This window comes from Pantoea sp. EKM101V, from assembly GCF_011800325.1.
GTDB lineage: Bacteria > Pseudomonadota > Gammaproteobacteria > Enterobacterales > Enterobacteriaceae > Pantoea > Pantoea anthophila.
This window is the reverse complement of sequence record NZ_JAALFP010000015.1, coordinates 12,891-38,186: the sequence shown is the minus strand read 5'-3', so window position 1 is coordinate 38,186 and position 25,296 is coordinate 12,891. Positions and strand designations below refer to the sequence as shown.

Sequence of the window (25,296 nt, the reverse complement as noted above, 5' to 3'; positions counted from 1 at the left end):
ATGAAAAAGATTTTTCTGCAAATTGGCGCCACCCGCGATGGACAGAACCCTTACTGCGCGGTGGCAAAGCGCGAAGGCTATTTCACCGTGCTGGCGGAAATGGGCGATTTTGTCGATTACCAGTCACTAAGCCTGGCGCTGCCTTTTGATCTGATTATTCGCCTCGACCGCCCTGAGAATCCGTGGGAGGTGATGCAGGCTTATCTGCACGCCGGTTTACTGGCGCATCCGCTGGTGGTGCTGGCGGGCTTTGAAGCCTACAACGCCAGCGCCGGACGACTGCGCGACATGCTGGCCGGGCCGGACGCGCCCGCCGCCTTTATTCCGCTGGATAAATATGCGCAGCGCATGGCGCTGAAAAAAGCCTGGCCGCGCTTCCCGCAGCCGGAGTTCCGCTTTTTTGCCTCACCGCTCAGCATTCTGGATGCGGAGCAGGCGCTGATCTACCCCTGCGTCGTTAAACCGGTAGATGGCGGCGGCGGGCTGGGCATCTGGCTGATTGAGCGGGCCGATCAGCTGCGCAGCGTGGTGAAGCAGCTGGTGCAGACCATGAACTATGGCGGGCGCGGCTTCAGCGGCTTTATCGTGGAAAGCGCCCTGATCGGCGAGGAGTTTTCGCTGCAGGGTGTGGTCGCGCACGGGCATCCCCGGGCGCTGACCTGCTGCCAGAAGGTGATTGAGCAGCACCGGGACAGCGAAGGCTGCGTCAGCTTTTATGAGTCGGGGCATGTGGCGATGGCAGCAGCGGCGCTGCCCGCCGCGTTCAGCAGTCTCATGACCTTCTGCTGCGAAACCTTTGGCTACCGTCAGGGCGCGTTTCATATCGATTTCATTGTGGTTAACGGCGTGCCGCATTTTCTGGAGATGGGGTTCCGGCTCTCTGGCATGGGGGTGGCGACGCTGGTTGAGGAGGCGACCGGTATCAACTGGGCTGAGGTGACTTTCCGGCTGGAGGCGGGAGGCACCCTGCCTGCCTTTGCCCTGAGCACGTCACGCGCTGTCGGCCAGCTGCGCCTGCGCCAGCCCGCACAGCTGCAGGCGGCGGAACGCTGGATTGAACAGCATCAGCAGGGGGCGCTGTTACCCCCCCTCCGGTTGCCTGCGTTGCAGGTGTCATCCCGCTCATCGCTCTACGCCGATCTCACCCGTCACGCCGGCATTCTGGCGACCTTCAGCCTCAGCGCCCCGACGCGGGAGCCCGTTATGACCCTTTTTCAGCAGGTGATTGCCGCGCAGCCGGTGACCGCCGGGAGAGACAAAGTATGTGCAGAATGATTCTGGCGCATGGCAGGTTCGACAGCGCTCAGATTCTGGAGGCGGCGCGCGCCATGAGCTGCGGCGAAGGAGCCGAACACGATGGCCCAATTAAATCCCATCCCAACGGCTGGGGCTGCCTGTGGCTGGAAGCGGGGGAGATCCGCACCCTGCACGGCACAGGCGCGTTTGCGGAAGCGCTGCCGGACATCGATGTGGATCGGCTGCGCAGTCCGTTTCTGGCTGTGCATGTGCGCCACGCCACGCTGAGTAAAAATCAGGGGCTGGCCTTTTCTCATCCGCTGACGCGCCACAGCGCGGGTCATCAGTGGTACATGATGCACAACGGCTTTCTGCCGACCATCCACCGCCAGCTTGGCCTGGCGGAATCCCGTTTCGATTCAGAAGAGTACCTGCGCTACCTGGTCGATCAGACCACGCCCGCCGACTTCACCCGCGACTATCTGCGCGCAAAGATGGCGCAGGTGGAACCCGGCGGCAGCGCAGGCAATGCCATTTTCGTCACCCGTGACAAAGCCTGGGCGTGGCAGTGGTATCCCCACGACACCCCCTGGCCTGACTATTTTACGATGCATTTTCGGCAACAGGAGGATTGCACGCTGATCGCTTCTGAACCCGTGACAATACCAGGCAGCGCCGGCAGCTGGCGGCGAATGAACAATCATGAACTCTATGAAATTCCGTTTAGGGAGTGATAAACATGGCTATTTTCAATCAGTTCCGCGTGATTAATCCCAGCATGTTTGTGGAGTCGACCTGGCTGGATGACATCGTCACGGCGCGTGTGCCGCTGCTGGTGCTGCGTAATTTCCTGACGCCGGAGGTGCGGGAAGCGGTGGTGGCGGATCTGCAGCGCTGCCGGGAAAAGATCCGTGTTTCTCACTATCCGAATGGCGCGCTGACCACGCTCGGGCCCTATCTGGCGCGTCACACCGCAGAGCCCGATAACTATTTTACCGAGCTGCGCGATATCCAGCCGGCGCTGCCCCCTTCACTCACCGCCCTGCGTGAGCAGATCTACCTCTGGGTTCAGCATGCGCTGCGGCTGGAGAGCCTGCGCATCGCCCAGGAGCCGGGCCACGGCGACTATGCCGGTTCTATCGTGCGGTTTCATGCCGATGGCGTCGCGAACCCGTTACACAACGACAATATCGTGCGTGATGCCGCCGGAACCGGGCTGGCGGTGACGCAGATTCTCCATCAGCTCAGCTGCGTGGTCTGCCTGCAGGAGTGCAATGCGGGCGGGGCGCTGCGGATCTACAACAAAAAATGGGCACCGGAGGATGAGCGGTTCAAAACGGCCGGTGAGCTGGGCTATCCCGCTGAGGTGATTGAACACAGCGAAGTCTGCGAATTTTCACCACGCAGTGGCGATATCTATCTGTTTAATCCCGCTTTTTATCACGAGATTGATCGGGTTGAAGGTGATACCCGCATCACCATGGGATTCTTTTTCGGGCTGACCGATAAAAAAATGAAACACGCTATCGCCTGGAGTTAATCCGGTCCGGGCCAGACAAGGAGAGGGATATGACGACGTTTGAAAAAATCACCGCGCTGCTGGATCAGCATCAGGCCAGCTACCGCGTCGTGGAGCATGAGGCGATAGGGCAGACCGACCAGATCAGCCAGATACGCGGTAATGCACTGGGTCAGGCGGCTAAGGCGATGGTGCTGGAGGTCGTCATGCCGGACGGCGCGCCGCCGCGTCCGCTGCTGGCGATTGTGCCGGGCGACTGCCGGATCAATTTTAAAAGTGCGGCGCGCGCTATCGGCGGAAAGAAATCCTCTTTCGCCGCGCCGGAGCTGGCGCAGGCGCTGACCGGCTGTGTGATGGGCGCGGTGCCGCCATTCAGTTTTGATGACCGGCTGGCGCTGCGGGTCGATACCCGGCTGCAGCAGGTCGGAACGTTATGGTTTAACGCGGGCGAGCTGGATAAATCGATCGCGCTGGCTGTAGATGACTATTTTCGCATCGTGGGGGAAGCGTGCTGTGCTGATATCGCGACCCCGATTGCGATCACCGCCTGACGGCGGCTCAAGGAGTTTCTGATGTCGGTAAAAGATATGCTGTTAGCGTTGTGCGTGGTGGTGGCGTGGGGCGTCAATTTTGTAGTGATCAAGCTGGGGCTGCAGGGGATGCCGCCTTTTCTGCTCGCCGGACTGCGATTCACGCTGGTCGCCTTCCCTGCCATTTTCTTTGTGCGCCGTCCGCCGATCCCGCTGCGCTGGCTGGTGGTTTACGGTATGACCATCAGTTTTGGTCAGTTTGCGTTTCTCTTCCTGGCGATTCAGCTCGGTATGCCAGCAGGCCTGGCCTCCCTGGTGCTGCAGGCGCAGGCGTTCTTTACCCTGCTGCTGGGGGCGCTGCTGCTGGCGGAGAAGCTGCGCTGGAACCACATCACCGGGATTATCATCGCCACGCTGGGGATGTTTCTGCTGGCGACGGCAGGCATGGAAGGACAGACCAGCGCCGGCATTACGCTGACGACTATGATGCTGACGCTGTCGGCGGCCCTGTCATGGGGGCTGGGTAACATTACCAACAAGATCATTATGCGGAATCGCAGCGTGCCGATTATGTCGCTGGTGGTCTGGAGTGCGCTGGTGCCGGTCATTCCTTTCTTTGCCTGCTCGCTGCTGTTTGAGGGGCAGGAGGCTATCGTCAGCAGCCTGCTGCACATCGGGCTGCAGACGGTACTGGCGCTCTTCTATCTGGCCTTCGTCGCCACCATCGTCGGCTACGCCATCTGGGGAAATCTGCTCAGCCGTTACGAAACCTGGCGCGTTGCCCCGCTGTCGCTGCTGGTGCCGGTGGTCGGGATCATTACCGCTGCGCTGGTGCTGGATGAGCATCTTTCCGGGCAGCAGATGCTGGGCGCCTCGGTGATTATTGCCGGCCTGCTGATCAACGTGTTTGGCGGCGTGCTGGGACAGCGTTTCGCGATGCGAACGCAGCCGTAAGGGCAAGGCCGGCGTCAGATATAAGGGCAAAAAATATCGCCTTGAGGTCAGGTGACAGGCTCAGGGAGCATACGCCTTTCGCAAAGACGCAATAGACGCCATCCCTGGCATGCTCAGCGCGGCCCATCCCTGGTCCGCGATGCTTTGCTACAGGCGTATGCTCCCATCGCTTTGAACTTATCAGCCGTCTGAAACAGGGGATCGGAGCAACATTTTTTGCCTTATGAATCTCCACTGATCTTAAAAACGAAAAACGCCGCATTAGCGGCGTTTTTTATGGTTACTTCAGAAATTACTTCAGAATCTCAATACGGCGTGGTTTGGCTTCTTCCGGCACCAGACGTTCAAGATCGATACTCAGCAGACCATTTTCGAGACGGGCGTCGCGCACCACGATGTGGTCGGCAAGCTGGAATTTACGCTCGAAGTTACGCTCGGCGATACCCTGATACAGGTATTTACGCTCGGCCTGCTCTTCCGGATGGGCACCCCGTACAGTCAGCACATTGTCGTGCGCTGTGATATCAAGCTCGCTCTGAGAGAAACCGGCCACCGCGATGGTAATGCGGTAGTGATTTTCATCGACCAGTTCAACGTTATAGGGAGGATAACCCCCGTTGCTCTGATTCTGGTTTGATTCGAGCAGGTTAAACAGGCGATCGAAACCGATAGCTGAGCGATAAAGTGGGGTGAGATCAAAGTTACGCATATTAAGACTCCTGAATTTCAGCAAGTTTTGGCAACCTTCCACTACTGGACAGGCTGGATCCGGCACCTCACTGTCCCTTTCGGCGACGGTGAGCGCGTCCGTAAACTAAAAATGGGTGCCAAAGGAGAATTTTCAAGCGTGCAGAATGCAATTTTTTTCGCCAATCTCAGGAAATGACATACACTCAGAACACCTTTTGTCAGACCCGAACGGACTTCGCCCCAGAGTGTTGACGTTGTCTGGCAAGCCAACTCAGCCCGGCGCATGTCAGGGCTGAAGGGATGATGATAATGAAATTGATGAAGACCTTACCTCTGGCTGGAATGGTTTGCTGCGCAATGGCGACAACCGGTTGTTCCAGCGTGATGTCACACACAGGTGCGAGTCAGGGCTATTATCCAGGCACCCGGGCCAGCGCGGATATGCTGACCGACGGGGACACCAGCTGGGCGCTGAAGCCGCTGGCGCTGATCGATCTTCCTTTCTCCGCCGTGATGGATACGCTGCTGCTGCCGTGGGACTACTACCGCAGCGACAAAGATAAATCACTCGACTCCCCGCGGGAACGCATTCTGCAGAGCGAAAAGCTGGCGCACACGCAGGAGAGCCTGGCGCAGGCGCAGCCTATGCCTCCGCTGCGCCCTCAGCCGCAACCGTAAACAGCTGCCGCCAGCCCTCCACCTCGCGCATATACGCAATCTGCGTGCCGTCAGGTGACCAGACGACCGCGTCGCCTGAGGGGGCGTCATCCGTTCTGCGCGTCAGACGCTGGCACTCGCCGCTCTCAGCGTCACATCGCATCACGCTGTTATCACAGATAAAGGCGACGGCCTGGCCATCGGGATGCCAGCTGAAGGCGGACTGAATGCTGCTGCCGAGACGGGTCACCTGACGCGGTTCGCCGCCGTTGGGAGAGACCGTCCAGAGCTGGATCACCCCTCCCTCATCTGCCATCAGAAACGCAATCTGGCTGCCATCGGGCGCACTGCGCAGCCAGTGGCGCGGTTGCAGCGCCAGACCACGACCGTACGTCAGACGGCGCTGCCTGACGCCAGCCGGGGGCGCAGGTAACTGCTGGCTGCTGCCCTCCAGCGGGCTGGCACCGGGCCGGGCGTAATCGTCCAGGGCTTCGGGCAGATCAACAACAAACACTTCAGGACGCTTCTCTCCCTCCGCCGTCAGCGTGTCGCCGATGAACGCGATGGCCCAGCGCTGCCAGCGGCCGTCCGGTTTCTGATAGCCGCGGTTACCGATCCAGCACTCTTCATAGGCACGGTTGATCTGGTCGCTGCCCGGCTGCGGTGCCGGATGCGTCTCGCTCACCAGCAGGCAAAAGTAGCTGCCGTCATACTCCCGCGGATGCTGCTTAACCGGCGTGACTGCGCGCAGCGGCACCGCGATGCCGACGTTGCGCAGATCCAGCCGGGTATCCCGTTCATGCATGACATGGTCATTGTAGGTAAAGCTCAGGCGTGAACCGTCGGGACTGAAGACATGCACATGCGACCCGCCCCGCAGCGCGCCAGGCGTAAAGGGGGGCGTGATGTCGCAGGCATCCAGATTGACAGCGGTGGCGTTCTGAACGATCACCCCGCGGCGGTGATGGAAATCATACTGCCACCGCGCATCGGGATATTCCGGGCCATGAATGCAGACGTAGCGCGGCGGCATATCGGGGCTGACCGTCACCACGCCGACATGAGCCCCGTGCTTTGCCTGATAGAGCACCTCCACCTCACCGGTCATCACATTGACCCGCTCAATGGTCTGGCTGGTAAAGGAGGCGCCCGAAGGACGCACGTCAAATGCCAGCCACTGGCTGTCGGCAGTCCAGACATTGATATTGGTGAGTTGATGCTGACGGGCAGCAAAGGTGATCTGTTTTTCTGACATGGTGAAACCCGTGCAGGAAGCGTTGCCCGACAAATTACGCGATTCTGTTTCGCGCTGCAGCTTTTTTACCGGGTTCCGGGCCAGCGCGGCCCGGAAAGCGCAGGGCGGTTACAGCACTAACTCTTCAATGGCATGTGCGACGCCATCTTCCATATTGGTTTTCGTGATGAACTGAGCGATAGCCTTGACCGAATCAATCGCATTGCCCATGGCGACACCCGTGCCGGCATACTCAATCATCGCCAGATCGTTCTCCTGGTCGCCTATCGCCATCACCTCTTCCTGCTTCAGGCCGAGCTTCTCCGCCAGCATTCTGACGCCCTGACCTTTGTTGACCCGGCGATCGAGGATTTCGAGGTAATAAGGCGCACTCTTCAGGATGGTGTAGGTCTGCTTAGCGTGCGCTGGCAGGCGGGCAATCGCCGCGTCGAGCAGGGCCGGACGGTCGATCATCATCAGTTTTGGGAAGCGCGTCGCGCGGTCCATCTCTTCCACCGCACGATAGCGCACCGGAATCCCGGTCAGGCTCGCCTCATGAATGGTGTATTCGCTGATGTCTTTGTTGGGCGTATAGAGATGGGATTTGTCGAACGCCTGGAAATGGACGCCAAGTTCACGCGCCAGCTGCTCAATGTAGAGGTAGTCGTCAAAGGTCAGCGTCACTTCCGCCACGCACTCACCATCTTCAGCCTGATGAACCAGCGCGCCGTTGTTACTGATCGCGTACTGGCCGGGGGTCTGCATATCCAGCTCCATCAGATAGCGCTGGATACCCACAAACGGCCGGCCGGTGGTCAGCACAATCGATACCCCCTGCTGGCGGGCGCGATCAAGGGCAGATTTCACCCCCGGCGTGATCTCATGCTGGGGATTGAGCAGGGTGCCATCCATGTCGATAGCGATCAATTTAATAGCCATAGAGTCCTCGTTGCGTCTGGGTTTGGTTCAATGCTAGCGCGATTCAGCGCGTATTGACCAGTTTCATAGCAGGCGGGCACCCCCGGCCGACCGTCAGCGTCAGGCGGTAAACAGATCGCGGTGAATTTTAATCACGGCTTTTCGGATAATGGCGGGTTCACCCGGCGCGCAGCAGGGGCGATGAATATCGTGCGGAAAAAAGATCGCGAACATACCGGGCAGCAGCGTGATCACCGACTCATTCAGCGTCTTCTGATAAAAGACCACGTCGCGTTGCTGAGCAAAATCCTCGGTCACTCGCTGATCGGGGTGGGCACGGGCCACGCCGATATTCTCGCTGCCGGCCAGCAGAAACTGAATGTCGATGTAGCTGAAGTGGGATTCTGCCCGACGCGCGCTCGCTGGTTCGGTCATCATCTCCTGCACCAGGCAGAACATCTTATCCTCAGGCAGGATGGCATATTTACCGGTGTCGAGCTGGCTGAAGTCGGTGTCAGTAATCCAGCGTATCGCCTGATCGATAACCGGATGAAAGGCGTGACGTTCTCTGTTCCAGTCGTGACAGTCGCAGACAATCATAAGGTAACTCCCTGTATTAACGTTGTGCGCGCTGAAGGCGCAAAGAGAGGCAAGCGTAAAGGAGCAGGGCGGGGGAAAACGTGATCGGTCTCGCAGCACCGGGCGCGGCGTTCGCCGCGGCGGCATAAAAAAAAGGCCATCACCGGAGTGATGGCCTGTCCGGTCTGCGACCGATCAGATATCGATATTGGCTGCTTTCAGCGCATTCTCTTCGATGAAGGCGCGGCGCGGTTCAACCGCATCGCCCATCAGCGTGGTGAACAGCTGGTCAGCACCAATGGCATCTTTGATGGTGACGCGCAGCATACGACGGCTGTCCGGGTCCATGGTAGTTTCCCACAGCTGATCCGGGTTCATCTCGCCCAGACCTTTGTAGCGCTGAACAGAGAGGCCGCGACGCGACTCTTTAACCAGCCACTCAATCGCCTGTTCGAAGCTGGCCACCGGCTGACGACGCTCACCACGTTCAATGTAGGCATCCTCTTCCAGCAGGCCACGCAGTTTGCCGCCAAGATCGCAGATTTTGCGGTACTCCGGTCCCTGAATGAACTCCGCTTCCAGCGGGTAGTCGGTATCCACACCGTGGGTGCGAACGCGCAGAACCGGCTCGAAGAGGTTCAGCTCGCGGTTTTCGCGAACCTGAGCCAGATAGGTGCTGCCGTGCGCTTCGCGTTCAGTCAGATAGCTCACCAGACCGTTCAGCCAGGTCGTGACCTCCGCTTCATTGGTCAGATCGCTCAGCGTGTCGTGATAAATCAGCGCGCGCAGCATGGCCATCGGATAACGGCGCTCCATACGCTTGATCATCTTCTGCGTGCTGTTGAAGTCAGAGACCAGCGTCTCCAGCGGCTCACCGCCCAGTGCCGGAGCGCTGGCGTTGGTGTGCAGCGTGGCACCATCCAGCGCGATGGCGATCTGATACTGATCCATCGCCTCGTCATCTTTGATGTACTGCTCCTGCTTGCCTTTCTTCACTTTGTAGAGCGGCGGCTGGGCAATATAAACGTGGCCGCGCTCAATGATTTCCGGCATCTGACGATAGAAGAAGGTCAGCAGCAGGGTACGGATGTGTGAACCATCGACGTCGGCATCGGTCATGATGATGATGCTGTGATAGCGCAGCTTGTCCGGGTTGTATTCGTCGCGGCCAATGCCACAGCCCAGTGCGGTGATCAGCGTGGCCACTTCCTGAGAGGCGAGCATCTTATCGAAACGCGCTTTCTCAACGTTCAGGATCTTACCTTTCAGCGGCAGGATAGCCTGGTTTTTACGGTTACGGCCCTGTTTGGCCGAGCCGCCTGCGGAGTCACCCTCCACCAGGTAGATTTCAGAGAGCGCCGGGTCGCGCTCCTGGCAATCCGCCAGTTTGCCTGGCAGGCCAGCCAGATCCAGCGCGCCTTTACGGCGGGTCATCTCGCGGGCGCGACGGGCCGCTTCACGGGCGCGCGCGGCGTCGATGATTTTACCGACCACGATTTTGGCGTCTGCCGGGTTTTCCAGCAGGTATTCCGCCAGCAGTTCGTTCATCTGCTGCTCAACCGCCGATTTCACCTCTGACGAAACCAGTTTGTCTTTGGTCTGTGAGGAGAATTTAGGGTCCGGTACTTTCACCGACACGACGGCAATCAGGCCTTCACGGGCATCGTCACCGGTGGCGCTGACTTTGGCTTTCTTGCTGTAACCCTCTTTATCCATGTAGGCGTTCAGGGTACGGGTCATCGCCGCACGGAAACCGGCAAGGTGCGTACCGCCGTCACGCTGCGGGATGTTGTTGGTAAAGCAGTAGATATTTTCCTGGAAACCGTCGTTCCACTGCAGCGCCACTTCCACACCGATGCCATCTTTCTCGTTTGAGAAGTAGAAGACGGTCGGGTGAATCGGGGTTTTGTTTTTGTTCAGGTACTCAACAAACGCCTTGATGCCACCTTCGTAGTGGAAGTGGTCCGTTTTGCCGTCACGCTTATCTTCCAGACGGATCGAAACGCCTGAGTTCAGGAAGGAGAGTTCACGCAGGCGTTTCGCCAGAATGTCATACTCAAAATCGCGGACGTTGGTGAAGGTTTCGTAGCTCGGCCAGAAACGGACGCGGGTACCGGTTAAATCGGTATCACCGGTCACGGTCAGCGGCGACTCGGGAACGCCGTGGACGTAAATCTGCTGATGCACTTTGCCTTCGCGACGAATGGTCAGCTCCAGCTTCTGTGACAGGGCGTTAACGACCGAGACACCCACGCCGTGCAGGCCGCCGGAGACCTTGTAGGAGTTATCATCGAACTTACCGCCCGCATGCAGAACGGTCATGATCACTTCAGCGGCGGACACGCCCTCTTCTTCGTGAATACCGGTCGGAATGCCGCGTCCATCATCCTGCACCGAGACGGAGTTATCCGCATGGATGGTGACCACAATGTCACTACAGTGACCAGCGAGCGCTTCGTCGATTGCGTTATCCACGACCTCGAATACCATGTGATGCAGACCGGTACCGTCATCGGTATCGCCGATATACATGCCCGGGCGTTTACGTACCGCATCAAGCCCCTTCAGGACTTTAATACTGGAGGAGTCATAAGAATTCGACATCAACGTTTCTCGCTCATTTTAATCTTCAGGTTGAACCGCTATTTTACCCTGTTCCACGCGGAACATCTTGCCCTTTTCGTCGCTCATGTCGATTACATGTCCGGCCGAAATGGCGCTGACAAAGACCTGAGCCTGGGTGGCTTTTAACCGTTCCGCCAGCAGGCGTCGGCGGCTCTCATCCAGCTCAGAAGCAAAGTCATCAATGAGGTAAATACAGCGGCGTCCGCTCTGGCTTGTCAGGAACTCGCCCTGTGCCAGACGCAATGCACACATCAGCAGCTTGAGCTGCCCGCGTGAGAGTAAATCTTCCACCGGCGTCCCTTCAGCCCGGATGCGAAAATCCGCTTTATGGGGGCCGCTGGCGGTGTAGGTCAGTGCACGATCGCGCTCAAAGTTACGCTCCAGCAGCTCGCCATAGTCGCTCTCTTTGTCCCAGCCGCGCTGGAAGGAGAAGCGCAGGTCAAATTCCGGCAGGAACTGGCTGCAGGTGCCGGTGATTTCGGCGGAAATGGCGGCACTGTATTCCGCCCGCCAGAGGCTGATCTGTTCAGCCAGCGGCACCAGCTCCTGATCCCAGGGACGGATCTGGCTGTAGCGGGTGACCTGACGCAGCGCGGCGTTGCGCTGCTTAAGCAGGCGACGCAGGTTGTTCCAGGCGTTGAAAAAGCCAGGCGTATTATGGAAGCAGCCCCAGTCAACATAGGCTCTGCGGTATTTGGGGCCGCCATTAAGCAAACTAAAGCCTTCGGGTGTAATTAATTGCATCGGCAGCAGCTGTGCCAGCTCGGCGACTTTGTGACCGTCGCTGCCATCAATGCGCACTTTACTGTCACCGGCCCGGTTTTTGGTCAGTCCGACCGAAATTTCCCGCTCTTTGCTCTCCAGCCGTCCGTGCAGCACAAAGGCCGCTTCGTCGTGACGGATGACGCGCCCCGCCTGCAGGCTGCGAAACGACCGGCCATGCCCCAGCGTATGGATCGCCTCTAACACGCTGGTTTTGCCGCTGCCGTTGACGCCGACCAGGAAATTAAAGCCGGGAGCCAGTTGCAGGTCAGCCTGTTCGATATTACGAAAATCTTTAATAAGAAGGCGGGTTAAAGCCATGAATCAGTCCAGCGTGAGGGGCAATGATCGGGATAAAATGGTAAAAATTCAGGACTTACCTTTAACAATCCAGGGCGTCGACGGCGAAGCAGGTTTGCCCGACATCCCCGTCACCAGGCCGTCGGCGTCGCCGCCAGTCTGGTTCCGGCCAGCGCGCAGACCCTGGGAGCATACTGAAGTATGTGACCAGGGGCGAGCACTGCCCGGAATCAGAATGGCAAGTAAGCCAGGCCGATATGTAACACCTACAAGCGCATGGGCATGACGACATAGGCCGCAGCAGGACTCGCCACATCCTCAATCTGCACGCTCGACACCGAATCGGTCAGCAGCAGACGCACGTTCTCACACTTCAGCGCGTTCAGCACATCCAGCACGTAACTGACGTTAAAGCCAATCTCCAGTTCGGTGCCGTTATAGCTGACATCCAGCATCTCTTCCGCCTCTTCCTGTTCAGGGTTATTGGCGGTGATCTTCAGCTGGTTTTCGGTGATATAGAGGCGCACCCCGCGGAACTTCTCGTTGGAGAGGATCGCCGCACGGGCAAACGCCTGTTTAAGCAGGTCACAGCCCGCTTCCAGCACTTTGTCGGGATTCTTCGGCAACACGCGGCGATAATCGGGGAAACGACCATCAACCAGCTTAGAGGTGAAAATGTAGTCGCCGACGTGTGCACGAATATTGCTGCCGCCTATCTGCACCTGCAGCGGCGTCTCGCCGCCATCCAGCAGACGCAGCAGCTCAATCACGCCTTTGCGCGGCACAATCACCGAATGACTCGGCAGCGCCTGGCCAACCGGCATTGAGCAGACGGCCAGACGGTGACCGTCCGTCGCCACGGTGCGCAGTTCTTCCCCTTCGGTTTCAAACATCATGCCGTTGAGGTAGTAACGCACATCCTGATGCGCCATGGAGAACTGGGTCGCTTCGATCAGCCGCTTCATCGTCGCCTGCGGCAGGGTGAATTCGACTTCACTCTGCCAGTCGTCAAGATTCGGGAAGTCACTGGCGGGCAGGGTGGACAGCGAAAAACGGCTGCGTCCTGAGCGCACCAGCATGCGATCGCCTTCCAGCGCCAGCGTGATCTCTGCGCCATCCGGTAAGCCACGACAGATATCGAGGAATTTACGCGCCGGAACGGTGGTTGCGCCAGGCTCATGTGCCTGCGTCAGCGCCACACGTGCCACCATCTCCATTTCCAGATCGGTACCGGTCAGCAGCAGCGAACCTTCTGTTACCTGCAGCAGCAGGTTTCCGAGGATTGGCAGCGTTGGACGCCCGCCCAGCGGGCCACTTACTTGTTGCAGCGGCTTCAGCAGCTGCTCACGTTCAACAATAAATTTCATAGCGTCACGAAGATAATGTTCTGATGAGATTAGAGAAATCTTCTTTGATATCGTGGCTCTCTTCACGCAGCTGCTCAATCTTGCGGCAGGCGTGAAGCACCGTTGTATGGTCGCGTCCCCCAAAAGCGTCGCCGATTTCCGGCAGGCTATGGTTCGTCAACTCTTTCGCCATCGCCATCGCCATCTGGCGCGGACGTGCAACCGAACGCGAACGGCGCTTGGAAAGCAGATCGGCGACCTTGATTTTGTAGTACTCAGCCACGGTCTTCTGAATATTATCGATGGTGACCAGCTTTTCCTGCAGCGCCAGCAGATCGCGCAGCGCTTCACGCACGAAGTCGATCGTAATCGCCCGGCCGGTAAAGTTGGCGTTGGCGATCACGCGGTTCAGCGCGCCTTCCAGCTCACGCACATTGGATCGTAAACGCTTGGCAATAAAGAAGGCGACTTCACCCGGCAGGCGGATGTCATTCTCATCCGCTTTTTTCATCAGGATCGCCACCCGCGTTTCCAGCTCAGGCGGCTCGATCGCCACCGTTAACCCCCAGCCGAAACGGGACTTAAGACGATCTTCCACCCCGTTGATCTCTTTGGGGTAACGATCCGAGGTGAGGATGATCTGCTGATTGCCTTCTAATAAGGCATTAAAGGTGTGGAAGAACTCTTCCTGCGATCGCTCTTTATTGGCAAAGAACTGAATGTCATCGATCAGCAGGGCATCTACTGAACGGTAATAGCGTTTGAACTCTTCGATCGCATTGTTCTGCAGTGCCTTAACCATATCCTGCACAAAACGCTCGGAGTGCATGTAAACCACTTTTGCATTGGGTTTACGGGCAATGATGCCGTTACCTACCGCATGCAGCAGGTGCGTTTTACCCAGACCGGTGCCGCCATACAGAAACAGCGGGTTATACGCGCCGCCGGGATTATCCGCCACCTGACGTGCCGCCGCGCGCGCCAGCTGGTTGGATTTACCCTCGACGAAGTTGTCGAAGTTATGACGGTTATTCACATTCGAGCGGTAGGTCACGTCGGCCGGTGCCGGCACATTGTCCCAGCTGGGACGCACGATTTGCGTCGGTGCCGGACGAACATGGCTCTGCACGGGCATCACCGGTGCGCTGACGCTGGCCATGACCGGCTGGCTGACCGCTGCCGCCTGCTGCTGAACCGGGCGCGTGCCGACTTCAAAACGCAGCGCGGGCACGTTCGGGCCACAGAATTCATTCAGCAGCGCATTGATACTATTGAGGTATTTATCCCGGACCCAGTCGAGTACGAAGCGATTTGGAGCATACAAGGCAAGCGTATTGTCGTTTAACTCAGCCTGCAGTGGACGGATCCACATGCTGAATTCGGTGGCAGGAAGCTCATCCTGCAAACGGGCAAGACACTGTTGCCAAAGCGTAAGTGACACGGCGGACTCCACTCGTACAAATTCGATAAGAATAGTAGGCGTTACTCTAAGAAACGTTCATTTTTTGACACAGACGAAAGAAAGCGCCTGCGACCGCTATCAGCGGTTTTCCAGCCTGCAATCAGCGGAGGATCGTCAGCGGAAGGGCGGATCATAGCGCAAAGCGAGACAGAGATCTTCCCTTTCTACACAGTTTTGATCCTTTTTATCCACAGGCCAGAGGCGCGCAAAGAAGTTTACGCCAGTTGCCGGAAAAACCCGCAGGGATCTGGCGAAAAGCGTCAGAATTTCGGACGATGTCTCGTTTTATCCCCACGATCCCGCCTCCCGATCGTAATAAGATCCCGTACGATCCTTGCGCTTTAGAGCGGAGCCCGTATAATTCCCCACCCGACATTGCGCCCCAAAGCAAAATGTCGGAACTCAGCGGGCTGTATGCGGGTTTTCAGGTACCGTGCCACGCGAAGTAAATTGACTCGGGACTGTACAATTATTACAATCCCGCCTCTTTATTAAAGACACATTGAGGCGTCGGTCGATTTACTGGCCCGAAACGCGTCACCCAGTGAAAATTTTCAAGTTTAGGTAGAAACCGCCATGAAACGCACTTTTCAACCGTCCGTACTGAAGCGCAACCGTTCACACGGTTTCCGTGCTCGTATGGCAACAAAAAATGGTCGTCAGGTTCTGGCACGTCGTCGTGCTAAAGGCCGTTCTCGTCTGACCGTTTCTAAGTAATAAAGCTAGCCCTCATGGGTAAGCTCGCATTTCCCAGGGAGTTACGCTTGTTAACTCCCACTCATTTCACTTTCGTCTTCCAGCAGCCACAACGGGCTGGCACGCCGCAAATCACTATTCTCGGCCGCCTTAACGCGCTGGGGCATCCCCGCATCGGTCTTACCGTCGCTAAAAAACATGTGAAACGCGCCCACGAACGCAACCGGATCAAGCGATTGACCCGCGAAAGCTTTCGTCTGCGTCAACATGAACTGCCGTCGATGGACTTCGTGGTGGTCGCGAAGAAGGGGGTTGCCGATCTGGATAACCGTATGCTGGCGGAAGCGTTGGAGAAATTATGGCGTCGTCACTGTCGCCTGGCGCGCGGCTCCTGATCGTCCTGATACGCGTCTATCAACGCGGTATCAGTCCATTACTGGGACCACACTGTCGGTTTCACCCGACCTGCTCTCATTACGGAATTGAGGCGTTACGCAGGTTCGGCCTGATAAAAGGCAGTTGGTTGACATTAAAACGCGTATTAAAATGCCACCCCTTGAACCCGGGTGGTGACGATCCTGTGCCGCCAAAAACCTTTGATACCAGAGAACATTAACGATGGATTCGCAACGCAATCTCTTTCTCATCGCTTTTCTGTTCGTGACCTTTATGATCTGGCAAGCCTGGCAGACGGACCACGCTCCGCAGCCACAGCAGACGCAGACCACACAGGGCACCAACAGCGTAGCGGGTGATACCGCCAGTCAGGGTGTACCGGCCAGCGGTCAGGGCCAGACGATCACCGTTAAGACCGATGTCCTGTCATTAAATATCAACACCCGCGGCGGTGATGTAGAACAGGCACAGCTGCTGACTTTCCCGGACAAACTGGGTTCTGACCAGCCGTTCCAGCTGCTTGAAACGACGCCAGCCTTCCTTTATCAGGCGCAGAGTGGTTTAACCGGCCGTAATGGTCCGGATAACCCGAACAACGGTGCGCGTCCGCTGTTCACCACGGCACAGGATCACTTCGAGCTGGCTGATGGCCAGGCTGAACTGCGTGTGCCGATGACCTATACCGCTGAAAATGGCGTGGTTTACACCAAAACCTTCATCTTCAAGCGTGGCGAATATGCCGTTAATGTCGACTATCATGTCAACAACACCACCCAGCAGCCGCTGGAAGTGTCGCTGTTTGGCCAGCTGAAGCAGACTATCGATCTGCCTAAGCATCGTGATACCGGCAGCAACAACTTTGCACTGCATACCTTCCGTGGCGCGGCGTACTCCACCAGCGAGTCGAAATATGAGAAGTACAAATTCGACACCATCGCGGATAACGAGAACCTGAACACCACCACCAGCAATGGCTGGGTGGCGATGCTGCAGCAGTACTTTGCAACCGCATGGGTTCCGCGTACCGAAGGCACCAACACCCTTTACACCAGCAACCTGGGTAACGGCGTGGCGGCGATTGGCTATAAATCTGCACCGGTAACCATCGCCGCAGGCGCACAGCAGAATCTGGGCGCAACCCTGTGGGTCGGCCCGGAAATTCAGGACAAGATGGCTGCTATTGCTCCGCACCTTGATCTGACCGTGGATTACGGCTGGTTGTGGTTTATCTCTCAGCCGCTGTTCAAGCTGCTGAAATTTATCCACAGCTTCATCGGTAACTGGGGCTTCTCCATTATCGTGATCACCTTCATCGTGCGCGGCATCATGTACCCGCTGACTAAAGCGCAGTACACCTCGATGGCGAAGATGCGCATGCTGCAGCCGAAAATTCAGGCGATGCGTGAGCGTCTGGGTGATGACAAGCAGAAGCAGAGCCAGGAAATGATGGCGCTGTATAAAGCAGAGAAAGTGAATCCGCTGGGTGGCTGTCTGCCGCTGGTGATTCAGATGCCTATCTTCCTGGCGCTCTACTACATGCTGTCAGGCTCGGTTGAACTGCGTCATGCGCCATTCATTCTGTGGATCCATGACCTGTCTGCGCAGGACCCGTACTACATCCTGCCGATTCTGATGGGCATCACCATGTTCTTCATTCAGAAGATGTCACCGACCACCGTGACCGATCCGATGCAACAGAAGATCATGACGTACATGCCGGTGATCTTCACCGTCTTCTTCCTGTGGTTCCCGTCAGGTCTGGTGCTGTACTACATCGTCAGCAACCTGGTCACCATTCTCCAGCAGCAGCTGATTTATCGCGGCCTGGAAAAACGTGGTCTGCATAGCCGCGACAAGAAGAAAGCGTAAGCGATCCAGCGCGGGAGCCATCCCGCCCTATATAGTCTATTCTCAGGCGGTCAAAGCGACCGCCTGTGTTTTTTGTAGCGAGAGAAAATTTATGAGCCACAGCGATACCATTGTTGCCCAGGCAACACCGCCCGGACGCGGCGGCGTCGGCATTCTGCGCGTCTCTGGCGCACAGGCGGCAGAGGTCGCCCGCCAGCTGCTGGGCAAACTGCCTAAGCCGCGCTACGCCGATTATCTGCCGTTTACCGACAGCGACGGCAGCGTGCTGGATCAGGGTATCGCGCTGTGGTTCCCTGGCCCCCACTCCTTTACCGGCGAAGATGTGCTGGAGCTGCAGGGCCACGGCGGCCCGGTGATCCTCGACCTGCTGCTGAAGCGCATCGTGGCCCTGCCAGGCGTGCGGATTGCTCAGCCAGGTGAGTTTTCCGAACGGGCGTTCCTGAATGACAAGCTCGATCTGGCGCAGGCCGAAGCCATTGCCGATCTGATTGATGCCAGCTCCGAACAGGCCGCTCGTTCAGCCGTTAACTCGCTGCAGGGCGCTTTCTCCACCCGGGTCAATCATCTTGTGGAAGCACTCACGCATCTGCGCATCTACGTCGAAGCGGCTATCGACTTCCCGGATGAAGAGATCGATTTCCTCTCTGACGGCAGAATCGAAGCGCAGCTGAATACGGTCATCGGTGATCTGGATGCCGTCCGTGCCGAAGCGCGTCAGGGCAGCCTGCTGCGTGAAGGAATGAAGGTGGTGATTGCGGGCCGGCCAAATGCCGGTAAATCGAGCCTGCTGAATGCGCTGGCGGGCCGTGAAGCCGCCATCGTGACCGACATTGCGGGCACCACCCGCGACGTGCTGCGCGAGCATATTCATATTGATGGCATGCCGCTGCACATCATCGACACCGCCGGTCTGCGTGAGGCCAGCGATGAAGTGGAGCGCATCGGGATTGAGCGCGCCTGGCAGGAGATTGAACAGGCGGATCGCGTGCTGTTTATGGTGGACGCCACCACCACCGATGCCACCGAAGCGGCGGCCATCTGGCCCGATTTCGTTTCGCGTCTGCCGCCACAACTGCCGATCACGGTCGTGCGTAATAAAGCGGATGTGACCGGTGAGTCTCCCGGTCTGACGGACGTCAATGGTCACTCACTGATTCGTCTGTCGGCACGCACCAGCGAGGGCGTCGATGCGCTGCGGGATCACCTGAAGCAGAGCATGGGCTTCTCCGGCAATATGGAAGGCGGCTTCCTGGCGCGTCGCCGTCATCTGCAGGCGCTGGAATTAGCGGCAACCCACCTGCAGCAGGGCAAAGCACAGCTGCTCGGCGCCTGGGCGGGCGAGCTGCTGGCTGAAGAGCTGCGCCTTGCTCAGCAGGCGTTAAGCGAGATCACCGGCGAGTTCACCTCTGACGATCTGCTGGGACGTATTTTCTCCAGCTTCTGTATCGGTAAATAATCCCTCTGGCCTGGCGGCGTAGGCTGTCAGGCTGGCTTTCCCGCCGCGCGCGTTCCTCCGTTATTCCGCTCTCTGCAGTGATTCTTGCCGATATGTTATTTTGCGGCGGCACGCCATTATCGTATAACGGTAGAGGCGCCGATCTGATGTACCGCTGCAGAGTGTGGTGAGCGATCCCGCTCCCGCCGCATCAGGCCGCAAGCCGACCCTATACGTGAAGCTATTCGGGCGAACCTTTTCGCCTGCTACAGGAGAGTTGCATGAGTACACCGCTCGATAAGACCGCTCTGGACACGCTGTTTAACGACGCCCGCACCCACAGTTACTGGCAGGATAAGCCGGTCGATAATGCCCTGCTGGAACAGCTCTATACCTTAACGGCTCTGGGGCCAACGTCGGCAAACTGCTCGCCTGCGCGTTTTATTTTTGTGACCTCGGCGGAGGGGAAAGAGAAGCTGAAACCGGCCCTCTCTTCCGGCAATCTGGACAAAACCATGAGCGCACCGGTCACGGTGATTGTGGCGTGGGATCGTGAGTTCTATGAGCAGCTGCCCGCCCTGTTCCCGCATGCTGATGCGCGCAGCTGGTTTACCGGCAGTCCGGAAGCGGCAAAAGAGACGGCTTTCCGTAACAGCAGCCTGCAGGCGGGTTATCTGATTCTGGCGGCCCGTTCGCTGGGGCTGGATGCCGGTCCGATGTCCGGTTTTGATCCGGCGAAAGTGAACGACGCCTTCTTCCCGGACGGTCAGTATCAGGTCAACCTGCTGATCAACCTTGGCTATGGTGAGGCATCAAAACTGCATCCGCGCCTGCCGCGTCTGAGCTTTGAGCAGGCAAGCCGTTTCGCCTGATGCTACCCGCGTCGCGATCCGCATCGCGACGCTTCTCCCAGGCGCTCCCGCCTGCTCTGTGCTCTCCGTTCGTCCTATTCCGAATTTAGCCCAATCCGTGCGTTGCCGGGTGCATTAAGTTAAGAAAATTCTTACAATGCCTCTGATGATTATCTGACCATTTTCACGGAGCGACAGATGGCTGGTCATTTTGTACGCTGGACGGGTGACCCCGGTTTCCCGGCCAGTGAGATGCACATTCCCCAGGCAATCCGGGACACGGCACAGCAGTTTGCTGACAAACGCCGTGGACGCTTCCTTGCCGCGCGTATCCTGCTGGCACAGCTGATGCAGCGGATTTATGGCATCAATGAGCTGCCGCGCTTAACCATTCAGGATAACGGACGGCCCACCTTTGCCGACCGCGATCTGCCCGATTTCAGCATCGCCTATGCGGGTAATACCGTAGGGGTGCTGCTGGCCGAAGAGGGCGGACGTGCCGGTCTGGATATGGAGATTGTGCATGCGCGGAGCCGTCAGACGCAGGAGCAGCTGATTCAGGGGCTGACCTCCGGCGAAATCGCCTGGATCAATGCCCAGCAGGATGCGATGGAAGCGGTGACCCAGATCTGGACGCTGCGCCAGAGCATTCTCAAGCTGACGGGAGAGGGCGATCGGGGGCTGGATTCGCTGCGTCTGCTGCCGGGTGCGGGGCGGCTGCGGTCGTCGCTCTATCCCGATATTCAGGTGGTCTGCGATGCAGAGCCTGTGCTGGTCTGGTCGTGTGCGCTCTCATCCGCGACCCAGCGGCTCTATCTGTGGGAGATGGATAACGCCTTTCAGTGGCGCGCATTACGGGAAATGGAGATGGGCAAGCCCAATATCGGGCCGCATGCGCTGCGACTGACCAGCCTGCCCAGCGAGCGCAATCTGCATCCTGAGATGTGACAACGCCGCAACCGGTGGGTTGCGGCGATCAGTTACTGCGCTCAGTGCGCGTCGATAAAGACAATCTTCAGTACGAACAGCAGGGCAACAATCACCACGCAGGGGCTGATCTCACGCCAGCGCCCGGTGCCCAGCTTCATCACACAGTACGCGATAAACCCCAGCGCAATGCCTTCGGTGATAGAAAAGCTGAACGGCATCATGGCGGCGGTGACAAATGCCGGAACGGCTTCGGTTAAGTCATCCCAGCGCACGCGCGACAGGCTGGCCGTCATCAGCACACCCACGTAAATCAGCGCGCCCGCCGCGGCGTAGGCCGGCACCATGGCCGCCAGTGGTGACAGGAACGTCACCAGCAGGAACAGCAGGCCGGTGACGACCGCCATCAGGCCGGTACGGCCACCAATCGCCACCCCGGAGGAGCTCTCGATATAGGCGGTCACCGAGGAGGTGCCCGCCAGCGCGCCACTCACTGAACTGATGCTGTCGACATACAGCGCCTGCTGCATGCGCGGAAAGGTGCCGGTTTCATCGGTCAGGCCCGCTTTATCGGTGACGCCAATCAGCGTGCCGGAGGAGTCGAACAGATTGACCAGCATAAAGGAGAAAATTACCCCGGCCATACCGATATTGAATGCGCCTTTGATATCGACCTGACCGACCACCGACGTTACCGACGGTGGCGCGGAGAAGAGGCCGACAAACTTCACATCGCCCAGCATCCAGCCGATAGCCGTGGTGATCAACATGGAGATCAGCACCGCCGCGTGGATATTACGCGACGCCAGAATGGCGATAATAAAGAAGCCCAGCGCGCCCAGTAGCACGCTGTGCGAGGTCAGGTTGCCTACGGCCACCAGGGTATCGGGGTTAGCCACAATAATGCCCGCATTCTTCAGCCCCATCATGGCGATAAACAGGCCGATACCGGCGGTAATGCCGACGCGCAGGCTGAGCGGGATATTGGCAATCATCCAGTAGCGGACCCGCAGCAGCGTCAGGATCAGCAGGCCGACCGCACCCCAGAAAATGGCGCCCATGCCGACCTGCCAGGAATACCCCATCGCCCCGACCACCACAAAAGCGAAAAAGGCGTTCAGTCCCATAGCGGGTGCCAGCGCTACCGGCAGATTGGCAAACAGGCCCATCAGAATGCTGCCGAAGGCGGCAATCAGACAGGTGGTGACAAATACCGCCTGCGTATCCATGCCCGCGACGCCCAGGATCTGCGGATTGACGAAGACGATATAGACCATCGTCAGAAAGGTGGTGATACCCGCGATCACTTCGGTACGCACCGTGGTGCCATGTTCCTGCAGCCTGAAAATGCGCTGCAAAACGCCTTGCTTGCTCATGCCATCCATCCAGAAGAAAAAATCATCGGCGCGTATCCTGGCGATTTTACCGGGGCAATACAATGATTTTTCGCAACCGATTGCCAGTCTCGCAATCTGTACGGAGTGCGGTAAAGTGAGGAACCCACACCTGAATCGAAGGATAGAATCTGATGTCAGTAGAATGCGTCTTTTTTGATTGCGATGGCACGCTGGTGGACAGTGAATTGCTCTGCACCCAGGCCTACGTGAATACCTTTTCCCGCTATGGCCTGAAGCTGTCGCTGCAGGAGATGTTTGAAAAGTATAAGGGCGTCAAACTTTACGACATCATTCGTGATGTGGGTGAGGCGCATCAGGTGTCGCTGCCGATGGAGGAGGTCGAAACCGCCTACCGCGCGGAAGTGGCGCGACTGTTCGACCAGCAGCTGCAGCCGATCGCCGGTGCGAAAGCGCTGGTGGAGCAGATCAGGGTGCCGATGTGCGTGGTCTCAAACGGAACGGTAAAGAAGATGCAGCACTCGCTGGGATTAACCGGCATGCTGCCGCTGTTTGCTGAGCACCTCTACAGTGGCTATGACATTCTGCACTGGAAGCCCGATCCGGAACTGATGTACCACGCGGCGGAGCAGATGCAGGTGCCGATTGAGCGCTGCATTCTGGTGGATGACTCCGAAGCGGGCGCCCGCGCCGGGATCGCCGCCGGGATTCCGGTCTACTACTACTGCGCAGACGCGCATAACCCGGAACTGGATCATCCGCTGGTGACGCGCTTCGATGACATGGCGCAGCTGCCTGCGCTGTGGCGCGCCCGTGGCTGGGATCTGGTGTAGCGCGGCCCATGAGTCACACCGTCTGGTTTTTAACCCTGCCTGGCGTCATGGTGCTGGATCTGACCGGTCCGGCCGAGACGCTGAAACTGGCGGGCGATCATTTTACGCTGCGCTACATTGGCCCGCAGCCGGAGGTTGTCTGCTCCACCGGCATGACCATTGGCGGCATCGAACCGCTGCCGGAGCAGCTTCCCGCCGACAGTCTGCTGGTGGTGCCGGGCGTCTATGACTCCCGGCACTGCTTCGCCACGCCGCAGGCCGCCGAGGCGCGCCAGTGGCTGATCCGCCAGCAGGCTGCGCTGCGCGCGCAGACCTGTATGCTGATCTGCGTCTGCTCAGGTGCCCTGCTGGCCGCGCAGGCAGGGCTGCTGGATGAGGTGGAGTGCACGACGCATCATGATGTGATTGCCCGTCTGAAAGCGGCCGCCCCGCGTGCACGGGTCAAAGAGAACCGGGTGTTTGTCGGGCACGGGAACATCTGGACCAGCGCGGGCATCACGGCGGGTATAGACCTGGCGTTGCATCTGATTAATCAGCTCTGTGACACGCCCACGGCGCTGGCGGTGGCACGCGAAATGGTGGTCTGGTTTCGCCGTGCCGGTGATGACCCGCAGCTCTCGCCGTGGCTGCGTTACCGCAATCATCTCCATCCCGCCATTCACCGGGCGCAGGATCTGATGATTGCCCATCCTGAGCATGGCTGGACGCTGACCGAGCTGGCCGGACGCACGCACGTCAGCAGCCGCCATCTGGCACGGCTCTTTCGTCAGCATCTGGGGATCAGCGTGCGTGAGTATCACGAACAGCTGCGGGTAGGGGTGGCGCGTCAGCGGCAGCAGCAGGGAGAGTCCGCCGAGAAAGCGGCGCTGGCGGCAGGATTTTCATCGGCGCGCCAGCTACGACGCGCCCGTCAGCGCGAAGCCGATCAGCTGACAAAGTGACGGGTGTCGACGCGTTTCAGTGCCATGCCCAGCAGCAGGCTGCCGCCCAGCGTCAGCCCGAACACCCAGGGCAGGTCGAGCCACGGGCGTGACATGTCATCGTAGTGATGCGTGCGCAGATAGTGGATAAACAGCGCGTGAAAGCCGTAGATCGGCAGTGAATAGCGCGCAATCAGCGAAAAACCGGGCAGGGTGCGCTGGTTGAGACAGTTTTTAAATACCACCAGCAGGCTGATCGCGGCGATAAACACCAGCGGTCCGCAGTAGAGATACCAGGTATCGTTAAACGCGCCATTAACGATCAGCGCCTTTTTGGTGCCGAGGGTAATGCCCGCCACACAGGCGATAAACAGCCCGGCGGCGAGCGGTGTCAGGCCGCGCCGGGTGGTCTCCATCGAACCGATAGCCCGCCCCAGTAGCGCATAGAGCAGATAGTAGATACTGTCGCCACTGACATAGAGATTCACCGGCAGAAAATGAAAGGGGCCCAGCGACTGGCTGACCGTATTCGGGTTGGCCAGCACTGCCAGTACCAGAACCAGCAGCGCCACATAGCGCGCCTGGACGGTTTTCACCTGAATCAGCGGCGACAGCAGATAGATACCGATCAGCGCAAAGAAGAACCAGAGGTGATAAAACACCGGCTTCTGCAGCATCTTCAGGATCGATCGCCCTTCGCTGATGGGGGTCAGCCAGGTGATATAGGCGAGTGACACGGCGCTGTAGAACAGCAGGCAGAGAACCAGCCGGAGCATATGGCGCGGCTGGGCGCTGCGCTCACCGAAAAAGAGGTAGCCGGAGATCATAAAGAACAGCGGAACGCAGACGCGTGAGGCCGAGTTCAGCAGATTAGCGGCATCCCAGGCGACCCCCTTTACCGCCATCGGCCCGGTGATATACCAGGTGGTGGTGTGAATGACGATCACCATCAGGCAGGCAACCGCGCGTAAATTATCGATCCAGTAAATCTTCTGCGGCATGGCGTCCTCTTGCGCATAGCGTCCGTGCGGAAAAGCGTAGCCAAATGCGACCGGCGCAACAACTGCCGCCAGCAGGATTCAGACCCCTCTGTACAGCAGCGCGCTGAATCCCCCTTAAACGGGCCGCTATCGTCCGGGATTTACGGCTGCACATCGCGCGGTCAAAGGGTATACTGTCGGCCTCTTTTTTTAATCCAACCG

The 25,296-nt window shown here is 58.4% G+C and carries 25 protein-coding genes; 15 read left to right on the top strand and 10 right to left on the bottom strand.

Annotated features, from left to right (window positions below; genetic code table 11):
- From HFD92_RS19215 to HFD92_RS19195, 5 genes are read left to right on the top strand one after another with little or no spacing between them, the layout of a single operon-like run.
- Complete coding sequence (locus HFD92_RS19215) at positions 1–1,275, top strand: acetyl-CoA carboxylase biotin carboxylase subunit family protein (protein ID WP_167429509.1); 1,275 nt, start codon at positions 1–3, stop codon at positions 1,273–1,275.
- Positions 1,263–1,970 (top strand): class II glutamine amidotransferase, encoded by a 708-nt coding sequence (locus HFD92_RS19210; RefSeq protein ID WP_033736116.1) that lies wholly within the window; start codon positions 1,263–1,265, stop codon positions 1,968–1,970. The genes HFD92_RS19215 and HFD92_RS19210 overlap by 13 nt, the downstream gene beginning before the upstream one ends.
- 5 nt (positions 1,971–1,975) lie before the next feature.
- Positions 1,976–2,776, top strand: a complete 801-nt coding sequence (locus HFD92_RS19205) for a hypothetical protein (RefSeq protein WP_111209006.1) — start codon at positions 1,976–1,978, stop codon at positions 2,774–2,776.
- Positions 2,777–2,805: 29 nt separating this feature from the next.
- Complete coding sequence (locus HFD92_RS19200; protein ID WP_046100909.1) at positions 2,806–3,306, top strand: YbaK/EbsC family protein; 501 nt, start codon at positions 2,806–2,808, stop codon at positions 3,304–3,306.
- Between the two features lie 21 nt (positions 3,307–3,327).
- Positions 3,328–4,239: an EamA family transporter gene (locus HFD92_RS19195; RefSeq protein ID WP_009088275.1), complete on the top strand. Its 912-nt coding sequence runs from the start codon at positions 3,328–3,330 to the stop codon at positions 4,237–4,239.
- Positions 4,240–4,531: 292 nt separating this feature from the next.
- Here HFD92_RS19195 and ibpA read toward each other — a convergent pair whose 3' ends face one another.
- Positions 4,532–4,948, bottom strand: a complete 417-nt coding sequence (gene ibpA, locus HFD92_RS19190; RefSeq protein ID WP_009088277.1) for a small heat shock chaperone IbpA — start codon at positions 4,946–4,948, stop codon at positions 4,532–4,534.
- Positions 4,949–5,238: 290 nt separating this feature from the next.
- Between ibpA and HFD92_RS19185 the strand changes: the two genes are divergently transcribed.
- Positions 5,239–5,607 (top strand): YceK/YidQ family lipoprotein, encoded by a 369-nt coding sequence (locus tag HFD92_RS19185; RefSeq protein WP_033736117.1) that lies wholly within the window; start codon positions 5,239–5,241, stop codon positions 5,605–5,607.
- Here the strand turns inward: HFD92_RS19185 and HFD92_RS19180 are convergent.
- From HFD92_RS19180 to dnaA, 7 genes are all read right to left on the bottom strand, one after another.
- A complete protein-coding gene (locus tag HFD92_RS19180) occupies positions 5,573–6,841 on the bottom strand; it encodes a DUF3748 domain-containing protein (protein ID WP_167429508.1) in 1,269 nt (422 codons plus the stop codon). The genes HFD92_RS19185 and HFD92_RS19180 overlap by 35 nt on opposite strands.
- 108 nt (positions 6,842–6,949) lie before the next feature.
- Positions 6,950–7,759, bottom strand: a complete 810-nt coding sequence (yidA, locus tag HFD92_RS19175; RefSeq protein WP_009088282.1) for a sugar-phosphatase — start codon at positions 7,757–7,759, stop codon at positions 6,950–6,952.
- Between the two features lie 99 nt (positions 7,760–7,858).
- Positions 7,859–8,338 carry a YhcH/YjgK/YiaL family protein gene (locus HFD92_RS19170; RefSeq protein WP_009088284.1) on the bottom strand — a complete coding sequence of 160 codons (480 nt, stop codon included), beginning with the start codon at positions 8,336–8,338 and terminating at the stop codon, positions 7,859–7,861.
- A 174-nt stretch (positions 8,339–8,512) separates the two neighbouring features.
- The gene (gene gyrB, locus HFD92_RS19165; RefSeq protein WP_009088286.1) at positions 8,513–10,921 is read right to left on the bottom strand and encodes a DNA topoisomerase (ATP-hydrolyzing) subunit B; all 2,409 of its coding nucleotides are present in this window, start codon (positions 10,919–10,921) and stop codon (positions 8,513–8,515) included.
- An 18-nt stretch (positions 10,922–10,939) separates the two neighbouring features.
- A complete protein-coding gene (gene recF, locus HFD92_RS19160; protein WP_009088288.1) occupies positions 10,940–12,025 on the bottom strand; it encodes a DNA replication/repair protein RecF in 1,086 nt (361 codons plus the stop codon).
- 245 nt (positions 12,026–12,270) lie between these two features.
- Complete coding sequence (gene dnaN, locus HFD92_RS19155; protein ID WP_009088289.1) at positions 12,271–13,371, bottom strand: DNA polymerase III subunit beta; 1,101 nt, start codon at positions 13,369–13,371, stop codon at positions 12,271–12,273.
- 4 nt (positions 13,372–13,375) lie between these two features.
- Positions 13,376–14,791 (bottom strand): chromosomal replication initiator protein DnaA, encoded by a 1,416-nt coding sequence (gene dnaA / locus HFD92_RS19150; protein WP_009088291.1) that lies wholly within the window; start codon positions 14,789–14,791, stop codon positions 13,376–13,378.
- Positions 14,792–15,388: 597 nt separating this feature from the next.
- On the opposite strand from dnaA, the gene rpmH reads away from it, so the two are divergent.
- From rpmH to HFD92_RS19115, 7 genes are all read left to right on the top strand, one after another.
- Positions 15,389–15,529 carry a 50S ribosomal protein L34 gene (rpmH, locus tag HFD92_RS19145; RefSeq protein WP_003849659.1) on the top strand — a complete coding sequence of 47 codons (141 nt, stop codon included), beginning with the start codon at positions 15,389–15,391 and terminating at the stop codon, positions 15,527–15,529.
- A gap of 14 nt (positions 15,530–15,543) precedes the next feature.
- Positions 15,544–15,903 carry a ribonuclease P protein component gene (rnpA, locus tag HFD92_RS19140; RefSeq protein WP_008926396.1) on the top strand — a complete coding sequence of 120 codons (360 nt, stop codon included), beginning with the start codon at positions 15,544–15,546 and terminating at the stop codon, positions 15,901–15,903.
- Positions 15,867–16,124 (top strand): membrane protein insertion efficiency factor YidD, encoded by a 258-nt coding sequence (yidD, locus tag HFD92_RS19135; RefSeq protein WP_008926397.1) that lies wholly within the window; start codon positions 15,867–15,869, stop codon positions 16,122–16,124. Before rnpA ends, yidD begins: the two co-directional genes overlap by 37 nt.
- 2 nt (positions 16,125–16,126) lie before the next feature.
- Entirely contained in the window at positions 16,127–17,773 is a 1,647-nt protein-coding gene (gene yidC / locus HFD92_RS19130; RefSeq protein ID WP_046100913.1) for a membrane protein insertase YidC, read from the top strand.
- Positions 17,774–17,864: 91 nt separating this feature from the next.
- Positions 17,865–19,229, top strand: a complete 1,365-nt coding sequence (gene mnmE, locus HFD92_RS19125; RefSeq protein WP_167429507.1) for a tRNA uridine-5-carboxymethylaminomethyl(34) synthesis GTPase MnmE — start codon at positions 17,865–17,867, stop codon at positions 19,227–19,229.
- Positions 19,230–19,489: 260 nt separating this feature from the next.
- The gene (locus tag HFD92_RS19120; RefSeq protein WP_167429506.1) at positions 19,490–20,080 is read left to right on the top strand and encodes a malonic semialdehyde reductase; all 591 of its coding nucleotides are present in this window, start codon (positions 19,490–19,492) and stop codon (positions 20,078–20,080) included.
- Between the two features lie 177 nt (positions 20,081–20,257).
- A complete protein-coding gene (locus tag HFD92_RS19115; protein WP_167429505.1) occupies positions 20,258–21,007 on the top strand; it encodes a 4'-phosphopantetheinyl transferase superfamily protein in 750 nt (249 codons plus the stop codon).
- A gap of 41 nt (positions 21,008–21,048) precedes the next feature.
- On the opposite strand, the gene HFD92_RS19110 is transcribed toward HFD92_RS19115, so the two are convergent.
- Positions 21,049–22,362: an NCS2 family permease gene (locus HFD92_RS19110; RefSeq protein ID WP_167429504.1), complete on the bottom strand. Its 1,314-nt coding sequence runs from the start codon at positions 22,360–22,362 to the stop codon at positions 21,049–21,051.
- A gap of 152 nt (positions 22,363–22,514) precedes the next feature.
- Between HFD92_RS19110 and yieH the strand changes: the two genes are divergently transcribed.
- Together yieH and HFD92_RS19100 are read left to right on the top strand one after the other, a co-directional pair.
- Positions 22,515–23,174, top strand: a complete 660-nt coding sequence (gene yieH, locus HFD92_RS19105) for a 6-phosphogluconate phosphatase (RefSeq protein ID WP_167429503.1) — start codon at positions 22,515–22,517, stop codon at positions 23,172–23,174.
- 8 nt (positions 23,175–23,182) lie between these two features.
- Positions 23,183–24,115: a GlxA family transcriptional regulator gene (locus HFD92_RS19100; RefSeq protein WP_167429502.1), complete on the top strand. Its 933-nt coding sequence runs from the start codon at positions 23,183–23,185 to the stop codon at positions 24,113–24,115.
- Here HFD92_RS19100 and HFD92_RS19095 read toward each other — a convergent pair.
- Positions 24,100–25,095, bottom strand: coding sequence for an acyltransferase (locus HFD92_RS19095; protein WP_009088311.1), 996 nt, complete (start codon positions 25,093–25,095; stop codon positions 24,100–24,102). The genes HFD92_RS19100 and HFD92_RS19095 overlap by 16 nt on opposite strands.
- Positions 25,096–25,296 lie beyond the last annotated feature (201 nt).